Raw genomic sequence first — 23,686 nt, forward strand, 5'->3', positions numbered from 1 at the left:
TTTACGTAAAAAAGAAGGTTGCCCACAAATATTGTGGCAACCTTCTTTTTATTGTTCTTGTGTTTCTTTTTCTTTTTCTTTTTCTTTTTCTCGTTCAGCAGCCATTTCAGCAGCAATTACATCGATTTCTTTTTTCAGTTCTTCTACCATTATTTCTTCTGGTACTTTACGAACAACTTGCCCTTTACGGAATAATAATCCTTCTCCACGTGCACCGGCAATACCGATATCAGCTTCACGAGCTTCACCAGGACCGTTTACAGCGCAACCAAGTACTGCAACTTTAATTGGTACTTTTAGTGTAGAGATGTATTCTTCCACCTCGTTAGCGATGCTAATTAAATCAATTTCAATACGACCACAAGTTGGGCAAGAAATAAGTGTTGCTGCATTAGATGCAAGACCGAATGACTTTAATAGTTCACGCGCAACTTTTACTTCTTCAACTGGGTCAGCACTTAATGAAATACGTAGTGTATTTCCGATGCCTTTATTTAAGATTGCGCCAAGACCAGCGGCACTTTTTACAGTTCCGGCAAATAATGTTCCGGATTCTGTAATACCTAAATGTAATGGGTAATCAAAAGCACGCGCAGCTTTTTCATATGCTTCAATTGCTAAGTTAACATCAGAGGCTTTCATAGATACGATAATATCGTGGAAATCTAAATCCTCTAAAATTTTAATGTGATGTAGGGCGCTCTCGACCATACCATCTGCAGTTGGGTATCCGTACTTTTCTAAAATGTGACGTTCTAATGAACCTGCGTTTACACCGATACGGATTGGAATACCGCGTTCTTTTGCTGCATTTACAACAGCTTCTACTTTATGGCGACGACCAATGTTACCTGGATTGATACGTACTTTATCAATGCCACCTTCAATTGCTTTTAAAGCAAGACGATAATCAAAATGAATATCAGCAACAAGTGGAATGTTGATTTGTTTTTTAATATCAGCAATAGCATTTGCTGCGCGTTCGTCTGGAACAGCAACACGGACGACTTGACAGCCAGCTTCTTCTAAACGTTTAATTTCAGCAACTGTTGCTTCAACATCATGTGTTTTTGTTGTTGTCATACTTTGTATAATTAATTCATTATTACCGCCAATTGTTAAATTACCGACTTTAACTGGACGTGTTTTTGTACGATGAGTCATTTCATTCACGAATAGATCGCTCTCCTTATAAAAGAAGTTTCTTATTTAGTCCCTCATATCAATGAAAGTATACGTGATACAGGGCTATAGAAACCGAAGTGCTCGGTTTCACTTTTACTATTGTATCAGCGCCTTTATGTAATTGACAAGGATTAAGTGATTGCTCATTGATATAACGGGAATTTATAAGACTTTCCAATTTGTATTTTTGTAGCAGATGTACTTTTGTTTAGTTGTTTAAAGTCATCAATTACCTTTTCAATGGAAGGGATTTTTTTCTTATTAATTTGTTCGGTAATAGAAAGAACTGTCTCACCTGTTTTGACTTCGATTGTTTTATAAGTTACATCTGTTTCTTTTGCTGCTTTGTTCTCTTTCTTTTGTTTTGTATCTGTATTTTCTTGCTTTATCGTTTGGGCAGCGGTTGTTTTTTTATATGAACTTAACATCGGTAAAGTGCCGATTTTTATATCGTAATAAAATATATAACCAAGAACAAGCACGAATAAGAATATACCTAATCTTTTCATATTCTTCACTCCTTTGCTAGGAATATATGCTTGTCCAAAAAAAAAATGCCTATTTAGGCATTTTTTCGTTTTTATTTTTCTTTCGGTTTTGGAACTTCTTTAATCGTTAAGTAAAGAACAATTAAAACAACTGCGATATAAATGAATGTTGAACCAGGTACAACAATTTTGAATAGATCCATAATCATAAAGAAGATTGTTGGAATTGTGTAGCTGTATGCAGTTAACGTCCATACTTGCTTATAAGATAATTTACGTTGACCGCTCATAGCAGAACCTATAAACGCAAGTAAAGTAATTCCTAAGAAAGTAATAAACAATTGGAATAGATATACTAACACGCCGATAACAGCTAGTAAAATTGGATAAATACTATCGAATACAGAAATGAAATTTTGCAAGTCTTTCTTCTCAAGAGATGTCCCTAATAAATCATTATAGGAGTATGTTTGTGTTTGACCATTTCCTATAGAAACTACTTTATCTTTTAAAATAAATAAACCAGTTTTGTTTTGATATGTTTCTATATCTGTTGTATTGGGATCAAATACGAAAAGAGCATCTCCTTCTTCCTTTAGAATAGGTTGTTCAATATCTGCTTTTAGTTCACCGTTTTCGATTTTAAAATCAGGTAAATCTTTTTCAATTGCTTGATTTACCATGGTAACACTATCTTGAATAAAGCTGCCGTAAAAGAATGTTCTTGGAATAGTAGTGATTAGACAAAGTAGCATAATATACAAAATGGTTTTTCCGATTTTTTGAAAACGGAATAACGCCATATCTTTAGGCGAATATACGCTTTTTGCTAATTGGGTAAATATGGACATAGATTCACTTCCTTTATGTATGTATAAAATCATTGTAACGTAGGAATCTAGAGAATCTCAAGATATATTATATTTACATATAGTGGAGATAACTAAATTTCTTTTTATTAATTTTCTTCTTTTATATGAGAAAAATACAATTGACACTTTTCTTTGCCATATGGTAAATTTATCTTACATTTCTTAAAGGATATATCCGATAGGAATTCCTTTATTTGATATGTTGTTACATACATAATTGTGGACCCTTAGCTCAGCTGGTTAGAGCAGACGGCTCATAACCGTCCGGTCGTAGGTTCGAGTCCTACAGGGTCCATATCCATTTCGCATGTTTATTATGTCAGTGGGAAGCTTCCTTGTAGAAGGGAGCTTTTTTTACGGAATATATGAGCATTTTAATTGAAAAGAAGTGGGATTTTTGCTACGTTAATGATAGCAAGACAATGTGATTTATTTGTTTGCACCCTATGGCAATTAGGGTAGAATGAAGTTGTATGTCACTTAAGTGGCAATACATAAACTGGGAGGAATATAACAATGGCAAAACACGAATTACCAAATTTACCTTATGCGTATGATGCTTTAGAGCCTCACTTTGACAAAGAAACAATGAACATCCATCATACAAAACATCATAACACTTACATTACAAACTTAAACGCTGCTTTAGAAGGTCATGCAGAATTAGCTGACAAAAGCGTAGAAGAATTAGTTGCAAACTTAAACGAAGTACCAGAGGCAATCCGTACAGCAGTACGTAACAATGGTGGCGGACATGCTAACCATACATTCTTCTGGACAATCTTATCTCCAAACGGCGGCGGACAACCAGTAGGCGAACTTGCAACTGCAATTGAAGCGAAATTCGGTAGCTTCGATGCATTCAAAGAAGAATTCGCAAAAGCTGGCGCAACTCGTTTCGGTTCTGGTTGGGCTTGGTTAGTAGTAAACAATGGTGAGCTAGAAGTAACAAGCACGCCAAACCAAGATTCTCCTTTAACTGAAGGTAAAACTCCAGTTGTAGGTTTAGATGTTTGGGAACATGCTTACTACCTAAATTACCAAAACCGTCGTCCTGACTACATCGGTGCATTCTGGAACGTTGTAGATTGGAACGCTGCTGAAAAACGTTATCAAGAAGCAAAATAATTGTAATAACGATAGAAAAAGCTAGGAGAATGCTCCTAGCTTTTTTCTATGCTTTCCTTTTACATAATTGAGCTTGTCTTTGGAAGACTAGAACATGAAGTAAAGGAGAGTTGTGTATGAAGTGGAAACATATAATTGGTGACGTTGAAGTGAATCGGGATTTAGTGTTGTTGCTCCTTATTGGAGGTTTATACACGCTCGCAATTTCTTTATCGAATACGTTTGTTAACATTTATTTATGGAAACAAACACAAAATTATGTGAATCTTGGCTTGTATAATTTGGCCAGCGTTGTATTACAGCCTCTCACATTTCTTATAGGTGGGAAATTAGCGAAGCGTATTGATCGCTCAATCTTGTTACGAATAGGCGTAGGCACGTTAGCTATTTTTTTTATCGTTGTTTTAGTAGCGGGAAAAAGCGCTTCTCACTATATTTTATTAATGGGGGCTCTTTTAGGAGTCGGATATGGTTTTTACTGGCTCGCGTTTAACTTATTAACATTTGAGATTACAGAACCAGAAACAAGAGATTTCTTTAATGGGTTTCTTGGACTTCTTACATCCTTCTCTGGCATGATTGGACCGATAGCAGCTGGATACACAATTTCACGTATGGAAAAATGGAGTGGCTATACGGTCATATTCTTTCTTTCGTTAGTGTTATTTGCAATTGCTGTTATTTTAAGCTTTTTTGTATCTAAGAGAGAATGTGAAGGACGGTATGAAATTGTACAAGTATTGAAAGAGCGGCAGATTGATAAAAATTGGGGAAGAATTACACGTGCTCATTTTTTCCAAGGGTTGAGAGAGGGAACGTTTATTTTTGTGATTTCCGTGTACGTGTATTTAGCGACGGATAGCGAACTCGCCTTAGGGAAATATAGCTTAGTAAATTCTGCTGTATCATTTGTATGTTACTACTTAGTCACTCGTATGTTAAAGAAAGAGTGGCGGAAAAAAGCAATTTTGCTTGGAGGCATTATTTTATATGCTGTCGTATTTTTAGTTATATTCAACGTTACATACGCAAAATTACTTATTTATGCAGCGTGTATTGCGGTTGCGTACCCTATTTTGCTCGTTCCGTATGGGTCCATGACGTATGATGTAATTGGCAGAGCGAAAAATGCGAGAGAGTGGCGTGTAGAGTATGTAGTTGTCCGGGAATTATGGTTAAATGCAGGAAGAATTTGTTCGATTTTAAGTTTTTTATGTGCTGTACTATTCTTTCCGCCTGAAAAAAGTTTACCTTACTTATTATGTATTTTAGGTGTAGGACATTTTCTTATTTATTTTGCAGTTAAAAATGTCAAATATGATGAGGGAAATGCAAGTAAAACAAGTGTTGTAACGCAAGCAAATGCGCAGAATCAAACAGAACCAGAAGGTTAACTTCTCGGTTGTTTTATGCTAGAATAGAAAAAGATGTAAGACAGCAGTGAGGACACCTGTATGAAGGTGTCCCTTTCACATTACATAGCTGTTGGTAGAGGGGGTTTGTATGAGCAAGAAGCAGAAACAACAAAAGAAAAAGACTCACGTTCCTTTTCGGTTAAACGTGCTGTTTTTCTGCGTGTTTTTAATGTTCTCCGCGGTTATTGTAAGGCTTGGTTATGTACAAATTGTTCGCGGTGAGGAATATAAGAATGAAGTGGAGAGGAAAGAAAACTCGACGATAAGTAATCCTGTACCACGTGGGAAAATATTTGACCGTTTTGGGCGAGCTGTAGTAGATAATGCAGCTGTACGTACGATTACATTTACAAAAATGAAAGGGTCAACTGCAGAGGCTCGCTTAGAAACAGCGGAAAAGTTAGCAGATTTGATTGAAGTCCCGACAGATAAATTAACAGATCGCGATAAAAAAGACTATTGGCTTGCTACGCACAAAGAGGAAGCTAAAGAAAAAATTACAAATAAAGATCGTCAAGAGTTAAAAGATAAAAAAATTGACGATAAAGAATTAGATGAGCGTCAACGAAATCGCGTGACAGAAGAAGAAGTGAATCAATTATCCGCAAAAGATTTAGAAGTGCTAGCGATTAAAAGCAAAATGGACGGCGGATATGCGATGACGCCACAAGTCATTAAAAAGGATGCTACAGAAAAAGAATACGCGATTATTAGTGAAAATCTAGCAACATTACCGGGTGTAGATACAAATGTTGATTGGGATCGAAAGTATATTTATGATGATTTATTCCGAAGTGTACTTGGCGGGGTGTCAACGTCTGATGAAGGTTTACCGAGAGAAAGACTAGATTACTATCTTGTTCGTGATTATAATCGAAATGACCGCGTAGGGAAAAGTTATCTTGAGCAGCAATATGAAGATAGTTTGCACGGTAATAAAGCGGAAGTGAGAAATATTACAGATAAAAACGGTAATATTTTAGAAACGATTAATGTATCAAAAGGGCAAAGTGGTAACAATCTGAATTTAACAATTGATATGGAATTACAAAAGCGTGTAGAAGAAATTATCACTAAAAATTTATTGAGATATAAAGGGGGACAACCTCTTTTAGATCGTGCATTCGTTGTAATGATGAATCCGAAAAATGGTGAAGTTTTATCTATGGCAGGGAAACAGTTAGTGGAAGAAAATGGCGAAACGAAAGTGCAAGATTTCGCATTAGGAACGATGACAAGCTCTTATCCGATGGGATCAACTGTAAAAGGTGCGACGGTACTTACAGGATATCAAACAAATGCCATTCAACCAGGTTCCTACCAACTTGATGAACCAATCGTATTGAAAGGAACGCCGAAAAAATCTTCTTGGAAGACGATGGGATCTATTAATGATTTGACAGCATTAAAAATGTCTTCTAACGTTTATATGTTTAAAACGGCGATGAATCTCGCAGGTGTTCAATATGTGAGAGGTGGTACGTTAGATATACCACAAAAAGCATTTGATACGATGCGTTATTATTTCGGACAGTTTGGACTTGGTGTGAAAACAGGTATTGATTTACCGAATGAATCAGCGGGCCAAACAGGTAAAGGAATTCAGCCAGGTTTCTTATTAGATTTATCAATTGGACAGTATGATACGTATACACCACTTCAATTAGCGCAATATGTTTCAACAATTGCAAATGGTGGTTACCGTATGCAGCCGCAAGTTGTGAAAGAAATTCGTCAACCGGCAGTGAAACCAGACGAAGTTGGAAAAGTGGTTCATTCAATGGAACCGAAAGTACTAAATCGTATTGATATGCCTGAATCACAAATTAAACGTGTTCAAGAAGGATTTAGACAAGTATTTAACGATTCTGGTGGTACAGCTACGAAATACTTTACAGGTGCACCATATAAAGCTGCTGGTAAAACAGGTACAGCTCAAACTGTGTATGGCGGAGATAAAGAGATAGGTAGAAAGGCAAACGGTGAGCGTAAAGAAACATATAACTTAACGTTAGTAGGTTATGCGCCACTTGAAGACCCTGAAGTAGCATTTTCTGTTGTTGTACCTTGGGTGGATGATAAATCAGGTATTAACGGATATATTAGTCGTGATATTATGGACGCGTACTTTGATTTGAAAAAAATAGAAAATGGCGAAGCTTCAAAAGAGGAAATAGATAATAAAAAGAAAAATCAAGATCAAGATGACGAATAAAAAAGTTGTAAAAAAAGCACACTATCTGAAAAGATAGTGTGCTTTTTTTTAGGGTTCATGCATACGTTTTAATAAAATGGACAAGCATAGCATATCGGAAAATTGAGGAATCTCACAAATGATATGTATGTATCTCCTCTGAAGGAGAACGGTTTTATAGACCAATCATCAGTGAAGATGAACGGTGGCTACGGATTCAAGTTTCCCCTTATGTTGATTCTTGTGGAACTTTACAAAACTTTTACAAACAATTAAAACCGAATTAATAGTTTAGCAGTATTCTTATATCTGTAATCCTGTTATTTCCGGTTACTTCTAGGAGGAAGAACACGTGAAATGGATAAGTGCATCGATTAAAGTTTTCATGCTGTCGACATGTTTTCTTTATGTTGGCACGTCTACTGTATTTGCTGTGAATGAAATGGGAGAAGTGAGAGTTGATGGATCCTCAACAGTTTTCCCTATTATAGAAGCGGTAGCGGAGGAATATACAAAGGCGCATCCAAACGTGAAAATTTCTATCAGTGTTTCTGGAACAGGAGGAGGATTTAATCGTTTCAGTAAAGGAGAAGTAGATATAAATAATGCTTCGAGAGCAATGAAACAAGTGGAAGAAAATGAAATGAAGAAAAACTCTATTCAGTTTACACCGTTTGAAGTCGCTTACGATGGTCTTACGATCGTTGTGAGTCGCCAAAATACTTGGGTAAACAATATGAAGGTAGACGAGTTACGTCTATTATGGAGTGAAGATGGAAACGAAAAGCGATGGTCACAAATTCATTCTTCATGGCCACGTGAACAGGTGAAGTTTTATGCGCCAGGTGTAGACTCTGGTACGTATGATTATTTTCAAAATGTCATCTTACAAAATAGTCGCATTGTAAAAAAAGTCTCTTTGTCTGAAGATGATCAAGTTATTATGCAAGGGGTAATGAATGATAAAAATGCCATTGCTTTTGTAGGATATGCTTATTATATGGCCAATCGAGATAAGGTGAGAGCAATAAAAGTGAATGGTGTACTTCCGACGAAAGATACCATTCAATCAGGTAAGTATAAGCCATTATCTAGGCCACTATTTGCTTATGTGAATGATGCATCTATCCGAAATAAAATGAATGTAGCAAATTATATTGAGTTTATGATTCAGCATGTTGGTAATCTCGCTGAAGAGGTTGGATATGTAAAATTACCAAAAGTAAAATATAATGAACAGCTGCGGATGTTAACAGAAATAAAAAGGTAATGTCAGGGTGGAAAGGGGTTTTCATCTTTGGCTCATAATGACAAAAGTCAAATTACATTTTCTGTACAACATTTGATTGAAAGAAATACAAAACAAAGAAAAAAAACGCAGCGAATCAATCGAATAGTTCCGTTATTACTAAAAATAATTGCTAGCGTGTCTATTGTAACGACACTTGGAATTATTTTTACATTGGCAAATGAAACAATGATGTTTTTTCAAAAAATACCATTACACTCCTTTTTGACGGGAAAAGAATGGTTACCTTTTTTTGAAAATCCTAAATTCGGTATATTACCACTTATATGTGGAACGTTCCTTGTAACAGCAATTGCCATGTTCGTAGCAATTCCTATCGGTTTAGCGTGTGCCGTATTTTTAAGCGAATATGCTTCAAGCAGTGCAAGGAAAGTATTAAAACCGCTGTTAGAACTATTAGCAGGTATCCCGACAATTGTATATGGTTTTTTTGCATTAACAGTTGTCACACCACTTTTACAACGGATTATACCAGATTTACAGTTTTTTAATGCGATTAGTCCAGGTATTGTTATTGGCTTTATGATGATACCTACAATTGCATCTCTATCTGAAGACGCGATGAGAGCTGTAGCGAAAGGAACGAAAGAAGCTTCGTTAGCACTTGGAGCAACTCGGTTTGAGATGGTAAAACAAGTCGTGTTTCCTTCGGCTTTTACAGGGATTATGGCAGCAATCCTATTAGCTGCTTCCAGAGCAATTGGCGAAACGATGATAGTTGTAATTGCAGCGGGATCCACGCCGAACGTATCGCTCGATCCGACACACTCTATTCAAACGCTAACAGCCTATATTGTGCAAGTGAGCTTAGGTGATGCTCCGCATGGAACAATTACGTATTACAGCATGTACGCTGTAGGCGCAACGTTATTCTTTTTTACTCTTATAATGAACATCATTTCACACTCTATTATGCGCCGCTTTAGGAGGGTGACATAATATGCGAATGTTGAATCATAAAAAAATACAAGAAAATATGGCATCACGTTTTTTAAAAGACCGAGTTTACAAGTTGTTATTTTATATAGCAATTTTGTTTTCAATAGTAATACTGCTTATTTTACTTTTTCAAATTTTTGAAAAAGGTATAAGTTACCTTTCGTTAGATTTCTTTACAAACTTCGCTTCGCGTAATCCGAAAGAAGCTGGGATTGCTGCAGCTTTGTCAGGAACAATATTATTTATGAGTATTGTTATACCAGTCTCCTTTATATTTGGAGTTGGAACTGCTCTTTATTTGGAGCAATATGCGAAGGAATCTATATTTAAAAAGGTAATAGAAATTAATAATCAAACGTTAGCAGGAGTACCTTCTGTTGTATTTGGATTACTCGGCTTAACTATTTTTGTATATGCTCTTCATTTAGGAGAGAGTATTATTGCGGCGGCACTGACGATGAGTTTACTCGTTTTACCGACAGTTGTTGTAGCGAGTCAAGAAGCGATACGATCTGTACCAAGTTCATTATTAGAAGCTTCTTACGGATTAGGTGCTACGAAGTGGCAAACGATGTATCAAATTGTATTGCCATCTGCTTTCCCAGGAATTATAACGGGTTGTACGTTAGCGATATCAAGGGCGATTGGAGAAGCGGCACCGCTATTAGTTATCGGGGCACTTGCATTTGCAAATTATGTTCCATTTAGTATGTTTGATAGATTTACAGTTTTACCAATTCAAATTTTTAATTGGATGAGTAGACCGCAAGAAGAATTTCAGTATGTAGCAGCTGCTGGGATGATTGTGTTGTTAGGTTTATTACTCTTTATCAATATATTTGTCTTATGGTTACGAAATCGAAAATAAGTTGGAAATGGATGAAAGGGGAATTCAAATGGTAGCAACAGTAGTAAATGTACAGGTGAAAAACGAGGAGAAAATCGAGACTGCACCAAAGAAAGTAGTATTTGATACGAAAAACTTAAATTTATGGTACGGAGAAGACCATGCTTTAAAAGATATTAACTTAAGCATTCATGAGAATGAAGTTACAGCAATTATCGGGCCAAGTGGTTGTGGTAAATCAACGTACTTAAAAACATTAAATCGTATGGTAGAGTTAGTACCAATCGTGCGAACTACAGGTGTAATTGAATATAGAGAGCGCAATATATTTGAAAAATCTTACCCAGTTGAAGAATTAAGAACTCATGTGGGAATGGTGTTCCAAAAGCCAAACCCATTTCCGAAATCTATTTATGAAAATGTAGCGTATGGCCCGAAAATTCATGGTATTCGTGATAAAAAAACATTGGATGAAATTGTTGAAAAAAGTTTACGTGGAGCAGCGATTTGGGATGAGTTAAAAGATCGTTTGCATGATAATGCATACGGTTTATCTGGTGGACAGCAACAGCGTCTATGTATCGCGCGTTGTTTAGCAATTGAACCAGACGTTATTTTAATGGATGAGCCAACATCGGCACTAGATCCAATTTCAACATTAAAAGTAGAAGAATTAATTCAAGAGTTAAAGAAAGACTTTAGTATTGTGATCGTAACGCATAACATGCAACAAGCGGCACGTATTTCAGATAAAACTGCTTTCTTCTTAAGTGGAGAAGTTGTGGAGTATACAGATACAAATAAATTATTTACGACACCTTCAGATAAGCGTACAGAAGATTATATTACAGGCCGATTCGGTTGATATCGTTGCAAGGCTAAGAGCAAATACCCTCTTAACAGAGGGTATTTCTTATTTTTACCTCATTTAATTAGAGAAGTAATACTTCTCCTATCTTAAGGCTTATTACAAGTAGGCTAGGTAGGAGATCTATATATAATGGCACATAATATTGAGGGGGAAGAAACAATGGTAAGAGAACAGTTTCAATGTGATTTAAAAATGTTACAGCAAAAGGTGATTGAGCTTGGAGAGCTAGCGAGGGAAGCTTTATTGCTTGCTATGGAAGGTCTTCATAAAAGGGATGTAGAGAAAGCGTTAGAGGTAATAGATGGTGATTATCGTATGGATAATTTAGAAGAGGAAATAAATGATCTTGCGCTTATGCTTATTACGAAGCAGCAACCTGTAGCAAGTGATTTAAGAAGGATTTTCATTTCAATTAAAACAGCGACAGATTTAGAGCGTATTGCAGATCATGCTGTTAATATTGCGAAATCAACAATTCGTCTTGGGGAAAAAGAGGTGGTTGTTAGTTTGCACAATCTTGATGAAATGTTTGCAATTGCAAATAAGATGCTACAGTTAGCGCTAGAAGCATATGAGCAAGAAAATTTAACTTTTGCGAAACAAATTGCCGAAATGGATGATTCAGTTGATGAAATATATGGGAAAGCGATTCGTGAATTTATATCTTTAGTTCCAGAACAACCAGAAGCAATTACACAAATTACACAATTATCCTTTGTGGCGAGATATATCGAGCGTGTAGCAGATCATATTACAAATATTGCTGAAAATGTTTTTTATTTAGTAAAAGGAAAGCATTACTTATTAAATGAATAAAGAAAAAAGGCAGGTGAAACATCACCTGCTTTTTTTAGTCAAAACATGACAAAAAAAGCTCGTTGTTTCCTTTAGTTTATGATGATAAGATGTATCATAATATAATGGGAAAATAGGACATATATGTTGTTCACTTATTAAGGGATATTTTACTAAGTTAATGGTAAGCGCTTTCTTTTGTGGTGTTGAAAAGGTACATGTATATAGGGAGTTTTACTGCCTGTAAAAGCCCGAGTCGAGTGGTCAAGGCTAATAATCAGTGGGAGATGCACAAAATCTCTACTAATTAAAGTTTCATTTTATACTGCTAGTTAATGCGAGGGAGATAATATACATATCGTATATGAAGTTACTGATCATTATATAAGTGGAGGCTGAAGTATATGAAGGGGGTTATTTTAGCTGGAGGAAAAGGACGACGCCTTAGACCATTAACATGTAATACTCCAAAGCCGATGTTACCGTTATTAGAAAAGCCAGTTTTGGAATACAATATTGAATTATTACGTAAGCATGGGATTCGTGAAATTGCAATTACTGTTCAGTATATGAGTACGGCCATTAAGCAATATTTTGGAGACGGTAGCAAATGGGGAGTTAACTTGTACTACTTTGAAGATTCTCCCCCGCTTGGAACCGCAGGGAGTATTAAACAAGCGGAAACATTTTTAGATGAAACGTTTGTTGTGATAAGCGGGGATGCGTTAACTGATTTTCAATTATCAGAAGGAATTACGTTTCATGAACAAAAGAAAAGAATGGTAACTATGTTTGTAAAGGAAGTAGAAAACCCACTCTCATTCGGTTTAGTTGTAATGAACAAAGAACAAGAGGTTACACGATATATAGAAAAACCGAGCTGGAATGAAGTAGTCTCTAATATTGTGAATACAGGTATATATATTATGGAGCCAGAAATTTTTTCTTACATACCGCCCCGAGAGTTTTTTGATTTCAGTCAAGATGTGTTTCCCCTCTTGGCAAATAAGAACGCGTTATTTGCATATTTGTCAGAAGGTTATTGGTTAGATATCGGTACATTTGATCAATATCGACAAGCACAATTTGATTTGTTAACGAAAAAATTGCAAGTACCTATTCCTTACACGGAAGTATTGCCGATGGTATGGATGGGGGAAGGTGTGACGATTGGAAAAGGAACGAAAATTCACGGTCCTTCTTTTATTGGAGAAGGAGCAAAGATTGGTGCTGGAGCTGTAATTGAGCCATACTCTATTATCGGGAAAAATAGTGTTGTTTCAAGTTATTCTCATCTTCAAAAAAGTATTGTTTTTGCAAATGCGCACATTGGTCAGTATTGCGAGCTATTAGAAACGATCATAGGAGAGCATACAATGGTGGAAGATGACGTTACACTGTTTCAAAAAAGCATTGTAGCGGATCATTGTCATATAGGGAAAAGTACGGTAATTAAGCAAAAGGGAAAACTATGGCCATATAAGGCAATTGACAGCTATTCAGTAGTAGGATCGGCTGGTGTTCAAGAAAGTGAAAAGAGTGCAGGATGGTTGCAAAAAAGCCGCATTGTAGGAAGAGGTAATGTTGAAATCACTCCTCAATTTATTGTGAAAGTTGCGATGGCGTATGGATCTCTTTTTGCCAAAGGAGAAAGTATATTAATTGGGAGTCAAGAACATATAGAAACGACTTCTTATAAAAATCTCTTTCTTCATGCGATTCATGGTATCGGGGTTCATACGATGGAATGCAAAGAAATGAACGAATCGCTTTTTCAGTATAGCATTCAGGATTTACAATGTGCTGGTGGGGTTTTCATTCAAGTGGAAAATGAAAAAGAGGTTGTTATAAAGTTATATGGTAAGGATGGGGTACAATTAACGTATAAGCAGCAAAAAGCGATAGAACAAGTATATATGTCTGAGTCGTTTTATTACGTATGTGAGAAAGAAATGGGACGGAATAAGCTAGTCCACGTTTCTTTACATGATTATATAGAGGCTGTATTAGAGCGCGTTGATATTGAGAAAATACAAAAACAAAAGTTTCATCTTCTTATTAATAAGAGGAATGATATGTTACAACATTTATTGATGCTCTTTTTACAAAGGCTCGGATGCACAGTTACATGGATTTATGCGGGCGAACAAAAGGATCATGTGAAAGCTTTGATGAAATCAAGTAAAGCAAATATGGCACTTATGTTTTCAGAGCAAGGAAATTATTTTGAGTTATATGATAATCATAGTAATATTTACCAAGGAACAGATTTTGAAGAGGTGGATATTCCAGATTTATTACTTGAATCGGCAGGAAATATTTACCCGATGTCTTTGAAATTAGGAGAATGTTACCTTCTATTTTATACGCAGGATGAAAAAAAGTCGTTTCAAGCGAGATGGAAGCGAGATATTTTATATCGAATTGGAAAATTATTCGAGCTAATAGCATTGCAGGGGAAAACATTTCTCAGCATAGTAGAGCAATCACCGCCGCTCTATCTACTTTGTGATGAAGTTGTATGTTCATGGAATGAAAAAGGAAAAGTAATGAGGAAATTATTGGCTGATATGGAAAGAAAGGAAGAAGGTATATTTGAAGGAGTACAGTTCAAATATACCGAAAAAGAGTGGTCTTATATCGTTTCTGACACAAAACAACCGAAATTTTTAGTGTATTCGCATGCTAGAAACCCAGTAATAGCAAGGGAAAACATGAAAAATCTTATAGAAAAAATTAGACAATATCAAAAGGTGTAGAATTTTTATTTTAAAAGTGGTATTATAGTATAGTCTGATTTAAGTTATTAGTACTGGAGGGAATAAGAATGCGTGTGAATATTACTCTAGCATGTACAGAATGCGGAGATCGTAACTATATCTCAAAGAAAAACAAACGTAACAACGCTGAGCGTATCGAGCTTAAAAAGTATTGCAAGCGTGACAAGAAGTCTACGTTACACCGTGAAACAAAGTAAGCAGTAGGAATATTTTCCTACTGTTTCTTTTTTTGTTCGATTCCTCTGTTAAAAGTGATACACTATCATCGTAGAGCAAAGTATCACTGTGAGGGGGAAAGTGTGTGAGAGAAGAGAAAGTACGTTTACGTAAACAAATAATAGAGCACATGAATTCTTTATCAGAAGAACGGTGTACAACTTTATCAGAGCAAATTGCATTTTCGTTGTATGCGCAAAAAGAGTGGGCTGAAGCCAAAACAATTGGAATCACTCTCTCAATGGAAAATGAAGTGAATACATATGCTATTATCGAAAAAGCTTGGGAAGAAGGAAAGAAAGTTGTTGTTCCAAAGTGTAACAAAGGAACACGAACAATGTCTTTCCGGCAAATTAGTAATTTTGATCAATTAGAAATAGTGTATATGAATTTACGTGAACCAATTCCAGCGCGTACGGAAGAAGTGAATGCAGATGACATTGATCTTCAAATCGTGCCAGGTGTAGCTTATACAGAGCGAGGAGAACGGATTGGATATGGCGGTGGGTATTATGATCGTTATCTCGTGCATTATAAAGGGAAAACGCTATCATTAGCTTATAGTTTTCAAATAGTAGAACATATTCCAGTAGAGCCGTTTGATAAAAACGTAGAAAAAATTATTACAGAAAAAGGAACAATGGTTAAAAATGGGCTTGTATAGACAAATAAAAATTGACGAGACTTTTTCTTCTTGATTATAATAAAATATGTGAACGTTTTCTTATTATAATTTTTTATAGTAAGTGAGCATAGAGGGTGATAAAATGGTATCTATTTATGATATTCAGCAATTGCTAAAGAAATTTGGTACGATTATTTATACGGGTGATCGAATTGCAGATTTACAATTAATGCAAGATGAATTGCGTGAATTAAATCAATCACAGTTAATCGATCCACAAGACTATCAAACAGCTTTATTTTTATTGAAGCAAGAAATTCAAAAAGAGCTAAATAAGAATTAGATAAAGGTAGGTAAGCAACATGGAAGAGAAATGGTTAGTTGGGGTTGACCTTGGTGGTACAACAATTAAATTAGCATTTATTAATGTGTACGGTGAAATTTTACATAAGTGGGAAATCCCTACGAATACAAATGAGCAAGGAAAACATATTACGCTTGATGTAGCGAAAGCTATTGATAAAAAGTTAGAAGAGTTAGGTGAATTGAAAAGCAAGTTAATCGGTATTGGTATGGGAGCTCCTGGTCCTGTACACGTAGCGTCTGGAATGATTTATGAAGCGGTCAATTTAGGATGGAAAAACTATCCGTTAAAAGATTTATTAGAAGTAGAAACAGGATTACCTGTTGTTATTGATAATGATGCAAACTTAGCAGCACTTGGTGAAATGTGGAAAGGTGCTGGTGAAGGAGCAAAAGATTTGATCTGTATGACACTTGGCACTGGTGTTGGTGGTGGTGTAATCGCCAATGGTGAGATTGTACACGGCGTAAGCGGAGCTGCTGGTGAGATTGGACATATTACAGTAGTTACAGAGAATGCTTTCCCATGTAATTGCGGGAAGTCTGGTTGCTTAGAAACTGTAGCATCTGCAACGGGTATTGTGCGTGTTGCTATGCAAAAAATACAAGAGACTAATAAAGAGAGTGTTCTACGTTCTATGTTAGCAGAAGAAGGGCGTATTACATCAAAAGATGTGTTTGAAGCACTTGGACAAGGTGACGAGCTAGCAGGCGAAGTAGTAGAAAAAGTAGCTTCTTATTTAGGGTTAGCTGTAGCGAACCTTGCTAGTACGTTGAACCCAGAGAAAATTGTTATTGGCGGGGGCGTGTCTAAAGCTGGAGATGCACTATTAGAGCCAATTCAACGTTATTTCGAGCAATATGCTTTCTCACGTGCTGTAAAGAGCACAAAGTTAGCGATTGCAATACTTGGTAATGATGCAGGTGTTATCGGAGGAGCTTGGCTTGTAAAAAAGCACAAATACGAAGCGAAGATGGTATAAGTTGTGAAATATGAAAAGAGGAAGGGGAAACCCTTCCTCTTTTTGTGTGAAATCTTGATGAAGAATAACATGTAAATGAATTAAGCTGCTGGTGGGTACCCGTTATATAGAACAGTCATGATCGTAAACCATCCGAAAACGAGTACAGTTGCAATTGCAAAGCCGCCCGCGAATAAGTTTTTTTCGCGAAGAGTTCTAAGCGTAGCGAATACAGCTAACAGAGTGACTAGCGCAAAAATAATAACAAGGCCCATACAATATCCTCCTCTGTCTACCCATTCCTCAATATGAGTTTTTAGAATATTAACTCTTTTATATTGTACATGTTTTAAAAATGATTGTCGAGATAGCATCCTTTCTTTTCCTAAGAGAAAAAAATGTTGTATCATTGAAAGTAAGTTTAATAATTGGAGGAGATTTTCATATGAAATGGATACAAATGCCGTTAGGCCCATTACAAACGAATGCTTATATTTTAACGAATGATCAAAATGAGTGTATTATCTTTGATCCTGGTCACGAAGGAGAGAAGCTCGTTACATATTTACAAGAAGAACAATTAAAGCCACTTGCTGTTTTATTAACACATGCTCACTTTGATCATATTGGTGCTGTTGACGCGGTAAGAGACGCTTTTCATATTCCTGTGTACGTACATAAAGAAGAAGCAGATTGGTTAGGCGATGCAACTGTAAATGGCTCTCAAATTTTTATGATGAATCGCAGTATTACAGCAAAACCAGCAGATCATATTATTGATGCAGAAGGTGCATTAGCAATTGGTTCATTTAATTTTGAGATTTTTGAGACGCCAGGACATTCTCCAGGCAGTATTTCTTATTATTGTAAAGAGGCGAATGCTGTATTTTCTGGTGATGTATTGTTCCAAATGAGCATCGGAAGAACAGATTTACCCGGTGGAAGTTTTGCTGAATTGATTGGAAGTATTGAAGAAAAATTATTTGTATTACCAGATGAAACAGCGGTGCTATGTGGACATGGTCCAGAAACAAGCATTGGTTTTGAAAAAGAAAATAATCCATTTTTACAGTAAGGAGCTAGTATGGAGATGGAGCTCATTTTAAAAGAATGGATGGAGAAAGAGAAGGATTATTCAATTTCATATAGTACGTATATGAACCTCGTATTGTACACAGAGGGACATGGATATTATATGAAGGAACGTGAAAAAATTGGAAGACAAGGGGATTTTTTTACAAGTAGCAACGTATCCTCTGTTTTTGCAAAAACATTTGCTAAATTTTTTATTCGTCTTGTTGAAAATGGTGAAGTTGCTCCGAATATTTGTGAGATTGGTGGGGGAACAGGAAGGTTTGCCTATGATGTTTTACAAGAGTGGAAGCAAGTATCTCCAGAAACCTTTATTGATTTAAACTATTCAATGATTGAAATGAGCCCTTTTCATAGAAACTTACAGCAGAAAAATCTTTGTTCGTTTTCTAATGTGTCGTATTATACGTCGCATAGTGAAATGGGAGAATCGTTCGAAGGGATTCTTTTTTCGAATGAGTTATTTGATGCATTTCCTGTTGAAGTAATTGAGAAGAGAAATGGAATATTGTATGAAGTACGTGTGACGTACACAGAGGAAGGGAAACTCGCAGAAATATGTAGACCGCTACAGAAAAATATTGGTCGATACTTATTGAAATATAATATTCATCTTGCTGAAGGTCAGCGTTTTGAAGTGCCACTTGCGATGGAAGAATATATAGAAGAAATTGCGAAATGGTTTCAACGAGGTGTATGTATTACCGTTGATTATGGATACACAAAAGAAGAATGGATGCATCCTGCACATCAAGAAGGAAGTTTACGAGGATATTACGAGCATAAGTTAATCCGTAATCCTTTAGAGCATCCAGGTGAAATGGATCTTACTACTCATATTCATTGGGACGAACTGAAAGAGATGTTTAGCCTGCAAGGCATGAATATAGTATGGCATAAGAAGCAATCTGAGTTTTTGTTAGCAGCAGGAATATTAGATCAGCTTACGGGTCACCAAGATCGAAATCCTTTTTCTGAAACTCAAAAACAAAATCGTGCAGTTCGTTCTATGATTTTGAGCGGAGGATTAGGGAGCGCATTTGATGTTGTGATACATACGAAACATATGCAACAGTTACACTTGGATCAGCATTTGAAAATATAAAAAAACAAGACACAGCATATTTCTGTGTCTTGTTTTTTAATACGACTTTTTAATTATGTAGCATCATATATTTTCTCTCATGATATATATTTATATTAAAGATATGAGATAAAAAATATAAAATACGCCCTTTTTCTCTGTTTATGAGCTCTTAACCTAATAATACGCGAACGAGTTGAATAATTGTCTCGTTTTCTACTTTGTAATAAATTTCCAATCCTTTTCTTTCACTGGAAACGATTTTAGCACTTTTTAATTTTGCTAAATGCTGTGAAATTGTAGATTGTGGCATGTTTAAGCCAGTGTACATTGTAGAAACGTTGCTTGGACCACGTTCAATTAATCCTTTTACAATACATAAGCGAACAGGATGAGCAAGTACTTTCAATAATTCTGCATTGCTTTCATATAGTTCTATTTCTTTTTGAAAGGTTTCTAACATGTTCTTTTCCACCTCCGTGTGAGCTGTTATACCATACTATACATACCAAAAAATTAAAGAAAAGAAAACAGTTGTTGCAGAAAAAAAGTCCTAAAGTAAAGAAATTGTAAGAAAAGAGACCCTGATGTAAATAAAGTAGATAAATTTGCATGGTTTTGTAAAATGACATTTTTGGGTGAAAATTTCGATGCGTTTTAAAAATTAAAAGATATAGATATATTTGTAACACAATTTTATCATGATTTTCTTATTCTTTCAAATGAATATACAAAATTTTTAAAATAATAAGAAAAAGGAATTATAATGTTATATATAGAATATAAAACAGGTTAAAAGAAAAGAAGATGAATGTAGTCAGCTTCTTTATGGTGATAACAAAATATTTGAGTATAGCTGATAAATTTTAGAATTACCAAGACATTAGTTATATATTCTAGAGTTCATCTTTTATCAGCTTTAAAAATCTGCGGTTCCATATGTTCTCATAAAAATCAATTGTCTCTTTTGCGGACATAAATGGATTATTTAACGTAGAGGTTGCTTTCTGTACCATGAAGTTTTCGTATTCTAGTCCATGGGAAAATTTAATCGTAGCATCCATACAGTACTCTGTTTGGGCACCACAAAATTCAATACGGTGTACAGATAATTGTTCTAAAATCTCTTTCAAGTTTGTTTTATAAAATGAATTGGCATGTGTTTTTCTTACAAAAAAATCTTGTTCCTGAACATCTAGATCAGCATGAATAGCCCAAAGTTCTTTTTCGTGTACTAAATCATCATCACAATGTTGAATAAAAATGATTGGTTTATTTGATTTTCTGTATGAAGAAATTCTTTTATTTACTTTTGTAAGTAAATTTTGTAAATCGAATAAATGCTCTTCGCTATAACATACTCCATTTTGTAAATCGATAACGATTAAAACATCTGCACAAGTATCCATTATTTTTGCCCCTTTTTACTTCTTAATATCTCAATTAATTCATTATTTAGAAATAGATGGTGCTCTTTCGTTTTTTTATGAACTATACGAAAAATAAAAAATATACTTAATGGCATAAAACAGAAGATATGAAAACTTAATTTCATATCTTCTGTTCGTTCTATGCATTTACAGGTTCTTCTACATAAGAAAGGGCATTTTCAAAATCGGATATTAAATCGGCAACATTTTCAAGGCCGACAGATAACCGAAGTAATGAATTAGAAATCCCTCTTTCATCACGAGCTTCTTGCGACAGTGCTGCATGTGACATTTTAGCTGGGTAGGAAAGAATCGATTCGACAGCTCCTAAACTAACTGCAAAGACAGGTAATTTTACTTTTGATAAAAATTGGCGGAGTGCGTCTTCCGATTGTAAGGTGAAAGATAGGACAGCTCCAGCTGATGTAGCTTGAGATTGTTGAATATCAAATCCAAGATGTGTTTGTAAGCCAGGATAATAGACATTTTTAACTTTAGCGTGCTCTTGTAAATAATGTGCAATTTTATTGGCGTTTGCAGCTGAATGCTCAAGACGTACATGCAATGTTTTTAGACCGCGAAGTACGAGAGAACAATCTTGAGGACCTAAAATAGCGCCGAATGCATTTTGTAAAAATCCAAGTTTTTGAGCGAGTTCGGCATCTTTTACAACCGCTAATCCGGCAGTAACATCACTATGACCGGCAATGAATTTTGTGGCACTATGAAGAACGACATCGGCGCCAAGATCAAGTGGTTTCTGGAATAGTGGTGTCAAAAATGTATTATCAACAAAAGTAAGGGCGTCAATAGATTTTGCAAGTTTAGAAACAGCACGAATATCTGTCACTTTTAAAAGTGGATTAGAGGGTGTTTCCACATAAAAGAGTTTTGTGTTTGGCTTAATGTTTTGCTTTATTTCTTCTACATTTGTCATATCAACAAATGTATGTGACACACCGTAACGGGAGAGCACTTCAGTTATAATTCGGTAAGTTCCTCCATATACGTCTTCTGAAATGAGTACGTGATCGCCTTGTGAAAGAAGGAGGAATGCAGTAGAAATCGCTGCAATTCCTGATGCGAAGGCAAATCCCTTTGTTCCGCCTTCTAATAAAGCAATGATATCTTCAAGAGCTTCACGAGTTGGATTACCAGAGCGACTATAGTCATATTTTCCGAACGTATCTACATCAAACTGATGGAATGTTGATGTATTATAGATGGGAACGTTAACAGCTCCTGTTTGTGAGTCATGTTTATATTGGTTGTGCAGTAAGAGTGTATCTATAGAATAACTCATATTCTTACACCTTCTTTTACAAGTTTAATGGCTTGTTTTAAGTCTTGAATTAAATCGTTACTATTTTCAATGCCAACGGAAAATCGCAGAAGACGATTACATACACCGTTTGCTGTTCTGATTTCTTCAGGAATATCAGCGTGTGTTTGCGTTGCTGGATACGTCATTAAACTTTCAACACCACCAAGACTTTCAGCAAATGTAATTAAGGATAAAGATTGTAAGAATGGATTGATCCATGTTTCATCTTTCAGACGAAATGAGATCATGCCGCCTCTTCCAGGATAAAATACATCTGTAACCCCGTCTTCATCATTTAAATAAGCAACAACTGCTTTTGCATTTTCTTCATGTTGTCTCATGCGAAGCGCTAACGTTTTCATACCACGAATTAATAGCCATGAGTCAAATGGACTTAAGACCGCACCAGAGGCATTATGATAATGAGCGATTTCCTCACAAAGTTCCTTTCCTTTTGCAACGACAAGTCCGCTTAGGACATCGTTATGTCCCCCTAAATATTTCGTTGCGCTATGAAGTACAATGTCGGCACCTTCTGTTAATGGCTGCTGTATATAAGGCGTATAGAATGTGTTGTCTACAATAAGAAGTAGTCCGTGTCTTTTCGCTACAGTTGCGACAGCGGCAATATCAGTAACTTGCATTAACGGATTAGTTGGAGTTTCTATGAAAATAGCTTTCGTTTCAGTTGTGATAGCTTGCTCAATTTGTTTAATAGATTGTGTATTTACGTATCTACATCGAACATCCCACTTTTTTTCGTGCTCAGAAAATAATCGATAAGTGCCCCCGTATAAATCTTCGGATACAATAAGTTCGTCTCCAGAACGGAATAGGGAGAGGACGAGGAGAACAGCTGCCATCCCTGAACTACAGGCATAACCTTGTTCACCATATTCTAAGTCTGCGATTGCCTGCTCTAAAAGACCACGAGTTGGATTGCCAGTTCGTGAATAGTCAAAGCCAGTAGAGTTACCAATTCCTTCATGACGATAAGCAGTTGAAAAATAAACAGGTGGGTTAACAGTTCCTGTTGTAGTTTCGCTCCGGTTTCCGATTTGTGCTAGTTTTGTTTCAATAGTTGACATGTGAAAATTCCTCCTTTTTAAATTAACAATTAAGTGAATGTAAAGTGAAACTTTAATCAGTGAGGGGGGCATCCCCCACTGATTATTAGCTCTCACCAATCGGGCTTTTACGGGCAGTCGATTCCCACCTAACTTCTTTGTTCTAGCTGAATTTTGAGTTGGGAATCTTACTGCCCTCAAATAGCGGGGTAAAATAAAAAAAGCCTTCTAAAGAAGAAGGCTTTCGGTTTGAATAGAGTCTTCTTCTCATCTGTCAAATCTTTCACAATTTGCTGGAATTAGCACCTTATTAACAAATGTTAATGGTTGCTGAGGCGTCATAGGGCCAGTCCCTCTACCTCTCTAGATAAGAATGTTCGTATGAAATTTTTATTATGTTTTTAACTTTACAACAAAAGATAATTGAATTGCAACTTTATTTTAAATAATTTTTATTTTTCCGCAAGTGTCATTGACTTTTGCATTTGTGCATGCTAAATTTATTAAAAAATTAACAAACATTGTTAAAAGGGGAACGTATTTCCTTTTAGCTACATAAATAAAATAATAAAGACAAACTCTTATTGAGAGCGGTGGAGGGAAAGGCCCTGTGAAACCCAGCAACCTTCAAACGAAATGTTTGAAACGGTGCTAATACCTGCAAAACGAATGTTTTGCATAATAAGAGGAGGAACAATTA

The 23,686-nt window shown here is 35.8% G+C and carries 23 protein-coding genes, 1 tRNA gene and 2 riboswitches; of the genes, 16 read left to right on the forward strand and 8 right to left on the reverse strand.

Translation table 11 applies throughout. From position 1 onward, the window contains the following. Positions 1–48: 48 nt before the first annotated feature. From ispG to QCI46_RS05930, 3 genes are all read right to left on the reverse strand, one after another. Positions 49–1,164: a flavodoxin-dependent (E)-4-hydroxy-3-methylbut-2-enyl-diphosphate synthase gene (gene ispG / locus QCI46_RS05920; RefSeq protein ID WP_131934101.1), complete on the reverse strand. Its 1,116-nt coding sequence runs from the start codon at positions 1,162–1,164 to the stop codon at positions 49–51. A 164-nt stretch (positions 1,165–1,328) separates the two neighbouring features. Beyond that, a complete protein-coding gene (locus QCI46_RS05925) occupies positions 1,329–1,694 on the reverse strand; it encodes a hypothetical protein (protein ID WP_353839783.1) in 366 nt (121 codons plus the stop codon). A 71-nt stretch (positions 1,695–1,765) separates the two neighbouring features. Beyond that, positions 1,766–2,524, reverse strand: a complete 759-nt coding sequence (locus tag QCI46_RS05930) for a DUF1189 domain-containing protein (RefSeq protein ID WP_353839784.1) — start codon at positions 2,522–2,524, stop codon at positions 1,766–1,768. Positions 2,525–2,766: 242 nt separating this feature from the next. Here QCI46_RS05930 and QCI46_RS05935 point away from each other — a divergent pair. From QCI46_RS05935 to glcK, 14 genes are all read left to right on the forward strand, one after another. Continuing rightward, a tRNA-Ile gene (locus QCI46_RS05935) sits at positions 2,767–2,840 on the forward strand. Between the two features lie 221 nt (positions 2,841–3,061). Next, positions 3,062–3,673, forward strand: coding sequence for a superoxide dismutase [Mn] (gene sodA, locus QCI46_RS05940; RefSeq protein WP_001052034.1), 612 nt, complete (start codon positions 3,062–3,064; stop codon positions 3,671–3,673). A gap of 116 nt (positions 3,674–3,789) precedes the next feature. Further along, entirely contained in the window at positions 3,790–5,067 is a 1,278-nt protein-coding gene (locus QCI46_RS05945; RefSeq protein ID WP_353839785.1) for an MFS transporter, read from the forward strand. 109 nt (positions 5,068–5,176) lie between these two features. Beyond that, positions 5,177–7,303 carry a peptidoglycan D,D-transpeptidase FtsI family protein gene (locus QCI46_RS05950; protein WP_353839786.1) on the forward strand — a complete coding sequence of 709 codons (2,127 nt, stop codon included), beginning with the start codon at positions 5,177–5,179 and terminating at the stop codon, positions 7,301–7,303. Positions 7,304–7,634: 331 nt separating this feature from the next. Further along, complete coding sequence (phoX, locus tag QCI46_RS05955; protein ID WP_353839787.1) at positions 7,635–8,552, forward strand: phosphate ABC transporter substrate-binding protein PhoX; 918 nt, start codon at positions 7,635–7,637, stop codon at positions 8,550–8,552. A gap of 27 nt (positions 8,553–8,579) precedes the next feature. After that, complete coding sequence (pstC, locus tag QCI46_RS05960; RefSeq protein WP_353839789.1) at positions 8,580–9,530, forward strand: phosphate ABC transporter permease subunit PstC; 951 nt, start codon at positions 8,580–8,582, stop codon at positions 9,528–9,530. A gap of 1 nt (position 9,531) precedes the next feature. Then, positions 9,532–10,398, forward strand: coding sequence for a phosphate ABC transporter permease PstA (gene pstA / locus QCI46_RS05965; RefSeq protein ID WP_001242549.1), 867 nt, complete (start codon positions 9,532–9,534; stop codon positions 10,396–10,398). Positions 10,399–10,426: 28 nt separating this feature from the next. Further along, positions 10,427–11,242: a phosphate ABC transporter ATP-binding protein gene (pstB, locus tag QCI46_RS05970; protein ID WP_000226689.1), complete on the forward strand. Its 816-nt coding sequence runs from the start codon at positions 10,427–10,429 to the stop codon at positions 11,240–11,242. A gap of 165 nt (positions 11,243–11,407) precedes the next feature. Next, positions 11,408–12,064 carry a phosphate signaling complex protein PhoU gene (gene phoU, locus QCI46_RS05975; RefSeq protein WP_353841838.1) on the forward strand — a complete coding sequence of 219 codons (657 nt, stop codon included), beginning with the start codon at positions 11,408–11,410 and terminating at the stop codon, positions 12,062–12,064. A gap of 383 nt (positions 12,065–12,447) precedes the next feature. After that, the gene (locus tag QCI46_RS05980) at positions 12,448–14,802 is read left to right on the forward strand and encodes a sugar phosphate nucleotidyltransferase (RefSeq protein ID WP_353839790.1); all 2,355 of its coding nucleotides are present in this window, start codon (positions 12,448–12,450) and stop codon (positions 14,800–14,802) included. Positions 14,803–14,870: 68 nt separating this feature from the next. Then, the gene (gene rpmG / locus QCI46_RS05985) at positions 14,871–15,020 is read left to right on the forward strand and encodes a 50S ribosomal protein L33 (RefSeq protein ID WP_001265616.1); all 150 of its coding nucleotides are present in this window, start codon (positions 14,871–14,873) and stop codon (positions 15,018–15,020) included. Between the two features lie 104 nt (positions 15,021–15,124). Beyond that, positions 15,125–15,703 (forward strand): 5-formyltetrahydrofolate cyclo-ligase, encoded by a 579-nt coding sequence (locus tag QCI46_RS05990; protein ID WP_098088685.1) that lies wholly within the window; start codon positions 15,125–15,127, stop codon positions 15,701–15,703. Positions 15,704–15,806: 103 nt separating this feature from the next. Then, on the forward strand, positions 15,807–16,007 hold the full coding sequence (locus QCI46_RS05995; RefSeq protein ID WP_000253699.1) for a YqgQ family protein: 201 nt from the start codon (positions 15,807–15,809) through the stop codon (positions 16,005–16,007). Positions 16,008–16,026: 19 nt separating this feature from the next. Continuing rightward, entirely contained in the window at positions 16,027–17,010 is a 984-nt protein-coding gene (gene glcK, locus QCI46_RS06000; protein WP_000391711.1) for a glucokinase, read from the forward strand. 80 nt (positions 17,011–17,090) lie between these two features. On the opposite strand, the gene QCI46_RS06005 is transcribed toward glcK, so the two are convergent. Then, on the reverse strand, positions 17,091–17,264 hold the full coding sequence (locus QCI46_RS06005) for a DUF2759 domain-containing protein (protein WP_000524847.1): 174 nt from the start codon (positions 17,262–17,264) through the stop codon (positions 17,091–17,093). 170 nt (positions 17,265–17,434) lie between these two features. Between QCI46_RS06005 and QCI46_RS06010 the strand changes: the two genes are divergently transcribed. Both QCI46_RS06010 and QCI46_RS06015 read left to right on the forward strand, forming a co-directional pair. After that, positions 17,435–18,064: an MBL fold metallo-hydrolase gene (locus QCI46_RS06010; RefSeq protein ID WP_000871244.1), complete on the forward strand. Its 630-nt coding sequence runs from the start codon at positions 17,435–17,437 to the stop codon at positions 18,062–18,064. Positions 18,065–18,073: 9 nt separating this feature from the next. Beyond that, the gene (locus tag QCI46_RS06015) at positions 18,074–19,186 is read left to right on the forward strand and encodes a class I SAM-dependent methyltransferase (RefSeq protein ID WP_353839791.1); all 1,113 of its coding nucleotides are present in this window, start codon (positions 18,074–18,076) and stop codon (positions 19,184–19,186) included. Positions 19,187–19,337: 151 nt separating this feature from the next. Here the strand turns inward: QCI46_RS06015 and QCI46_RS06020 are convergent, their stop codons facing one another. From QCI46_RS06020 to metI, 4 genes are all read right to left on the reverse strand, one after another. Further along, complete coding sequence (locus QCI46_RS06020; RefSeq protein ID WP_000894375.1) at positions 19,338–19,628, reverse strand: ArsR/SmtB family transcription factor; 291 nt, start codon at positions 19,626–19,628, stop codon at positions 19,338–19,340. 433 nt (positions 19,629–20,061) lie between these two features. Next, on the reverse strand, positions 20,062–20,574 hold the full coding sequence (locus QCI46_RS06025) for a cysteine hydrolase family protein (protein ID WP_353839792.1): 513 nt from the start codon (positions 20,572–20,574) through the stop codon (positions 20,062–20,064). Positions 20,575–20,734: 160 nt separating this feature from the next. Next, positions 20,735–21,898 (reverse strand): cystathionine beta-lyase, encoded by a 1,164-nt coding sequence (gene metC, locus QCI46_RS06030; RefSeq protein ID WP_098088688.1) that lies wholly within the window; start codon positions 21,896–21,898, stop codon positions 20,735–20,737. Further along, positions 21,895–23,007, reverse strand: coding sequence for a cystathionine gamma-synthase/O-acetylhomoserine thiolyase (gene metI / locus QCI46_RS06035; RefSeq protein WP_353839793.1), 1,113 nt, complete (start codon positions 23,005–23,007; stop codon positions 21,895–21,897). Before metI ends, metC begins: the two co-directional genes overlap by 4 nt. A gap of 243 nt (positions 23,008–23,250) precedes the next feature. Further along, positions 23,251–23,360: riboswitch (SAM riboswitch) on the reverse strand. Positions 23,361–23,564: 204 nt separating this feature from the next. Continuing rightward, positions 23,565–23,674: riboswitch (SAM riboswitch) on the forward strand. Positions 23,675–23,686: the final 12 nt, after the last annotated feature.

This window comes from Bacillus cereus group sp. RP32, from assembly GCF_040459735.1.
GTDB classification, from domain to species: domain Bacteria; phylum Bacillota; class Bacilli; order Bacillales; family Bacillaceae_G; genus Bacillus_A; species Bacillus_A wiedmannii.

Coding starts and splice junctions, on each gene's coding strand:
- QCI46_RS05995 (WP_000253699.1), top strand. CDS start 15,807: ATGGTATCTATTTATGATATTCAGCAATTGCTAAAGAAATTTGGTACG.
- QCI46_RS06025 (WP_353839792.1), bottom strand. CDS start 20,574: ATGGATACTTGTGCAGATGTTTTAATCGTTATCGATTTACAAAATGGA.
- QCI46_RS05930 (WP_353839784.1), bottom strand. CDS start 2,524: ATGTCCATATTTACCCAATTAGCAAAAAGCGTATATTCGCCTAAAGAT.
- QCI46_RS05980 (WP_353839790.1), top strand. CDS start 12,448: ATGAAGGGGGTTATTTTAGCTGGAGGAAAAGGACGACGCCTTAGACCA.
- ispG (WP_131934101.1), bottom strand. CDS start 1,164: ATGACTCATCGTACAAAAACACGTCCAGTTAAAGTCGGTAATTTAACA.
- QCI46_RS05950 (WP_353839786.1), top strand. CDS start 5,177: ATGAGCAAGAAGCAGAAACAACAAAAGAAAAAGACTCACGTTCCTTTT.
- QCI46_RS05925 (WP_353839783.1), bottom strand. CDS start 1,694: ATGAAAAGATTAGGTATATTCTTATTCGTGCTTGTTCTTGGTTATATA.
- pstA (WP_001242549.1), top strand. CDS start 9,532: ATGCGAATGTTGAATCATAAAAAAATACAAGAAAATATGGCATCACGT.
- rpmG (WP_001265616.1), top strand. CDS start 14,871: ATGCGTGTGAATATTACTCTAGCATGTACAGAATGCGGAGATCGTAAC.
- QCI46_RS06010 (WP_000871244.1), top strand. CDS start 17,435: ATGAAATGGATACAAATGCCGTTAGGCCCATTACAAACGAATGCTTAT.
- QCI46_RS06015 (WP_353839791.1), top strand. CDS start 18,074: ATGGAGATGGAGCTCATTTTAAAAGAATGGATGGAGAAAGAGAAGGAT.
- glcK (WP_000391711.1), top strand. CDS start 16,027: ATGGAAGAGAAATGGTTAGTTGGGGTTGACCTTGGTGGTACAACAATT.
- phoU (WP_353841838.1), top strand. CDS start 11,408: ATGGTAAGAGAACAGTTTCAATGTGATTTAAAAATGTTACAGCAAAAG.
- QCI46_RS05945 (WP_353839785.1), top strand. CDS start 3,790: ATGAAGTGGAAACATATAATTGGTGACGTTGAAGTGAATCGGGATTTA.
- metI (WP_353839793.1), bottom strand. CDS start 23,007: ATGTCAACTATTGAAACAAAACTAGCACAAATCGGAAACCGGAGCGAA.
- metC (WP_098088688.1), bottom strand. CDS start 21,898: ATGAGTTATTCTATAGATACACTCTTACTGCACAACCAATATAAACAT.
- QCI46_RS06020 (WP_000894375.1), bottom strand. CDS start 19,628: ATGTTAGAAACCTTTCAAAAAGAAATAGAACTATATGAAAGCAATGCA.
- pstB (WP_000226689.1), top strand. CDS start 10,427: ATGGTAGCAACAGTAGTAAATGTACAGGTGAAAAACGAGGAGAAAATC.
- sodA (WP_001052034.1), top strand. CDS start 3,062: ATGGCAAAACACGAATTACCAAATTTACCTTATGCGTATGATGCTTTA.
- QCI46_RS06005 (WP_000524847.1), bottom strand. CDS start 17,264: ATGGGCCTTGTTATTATTTTTGCGCTAGTCACTCTGTTAGCTGTATTC.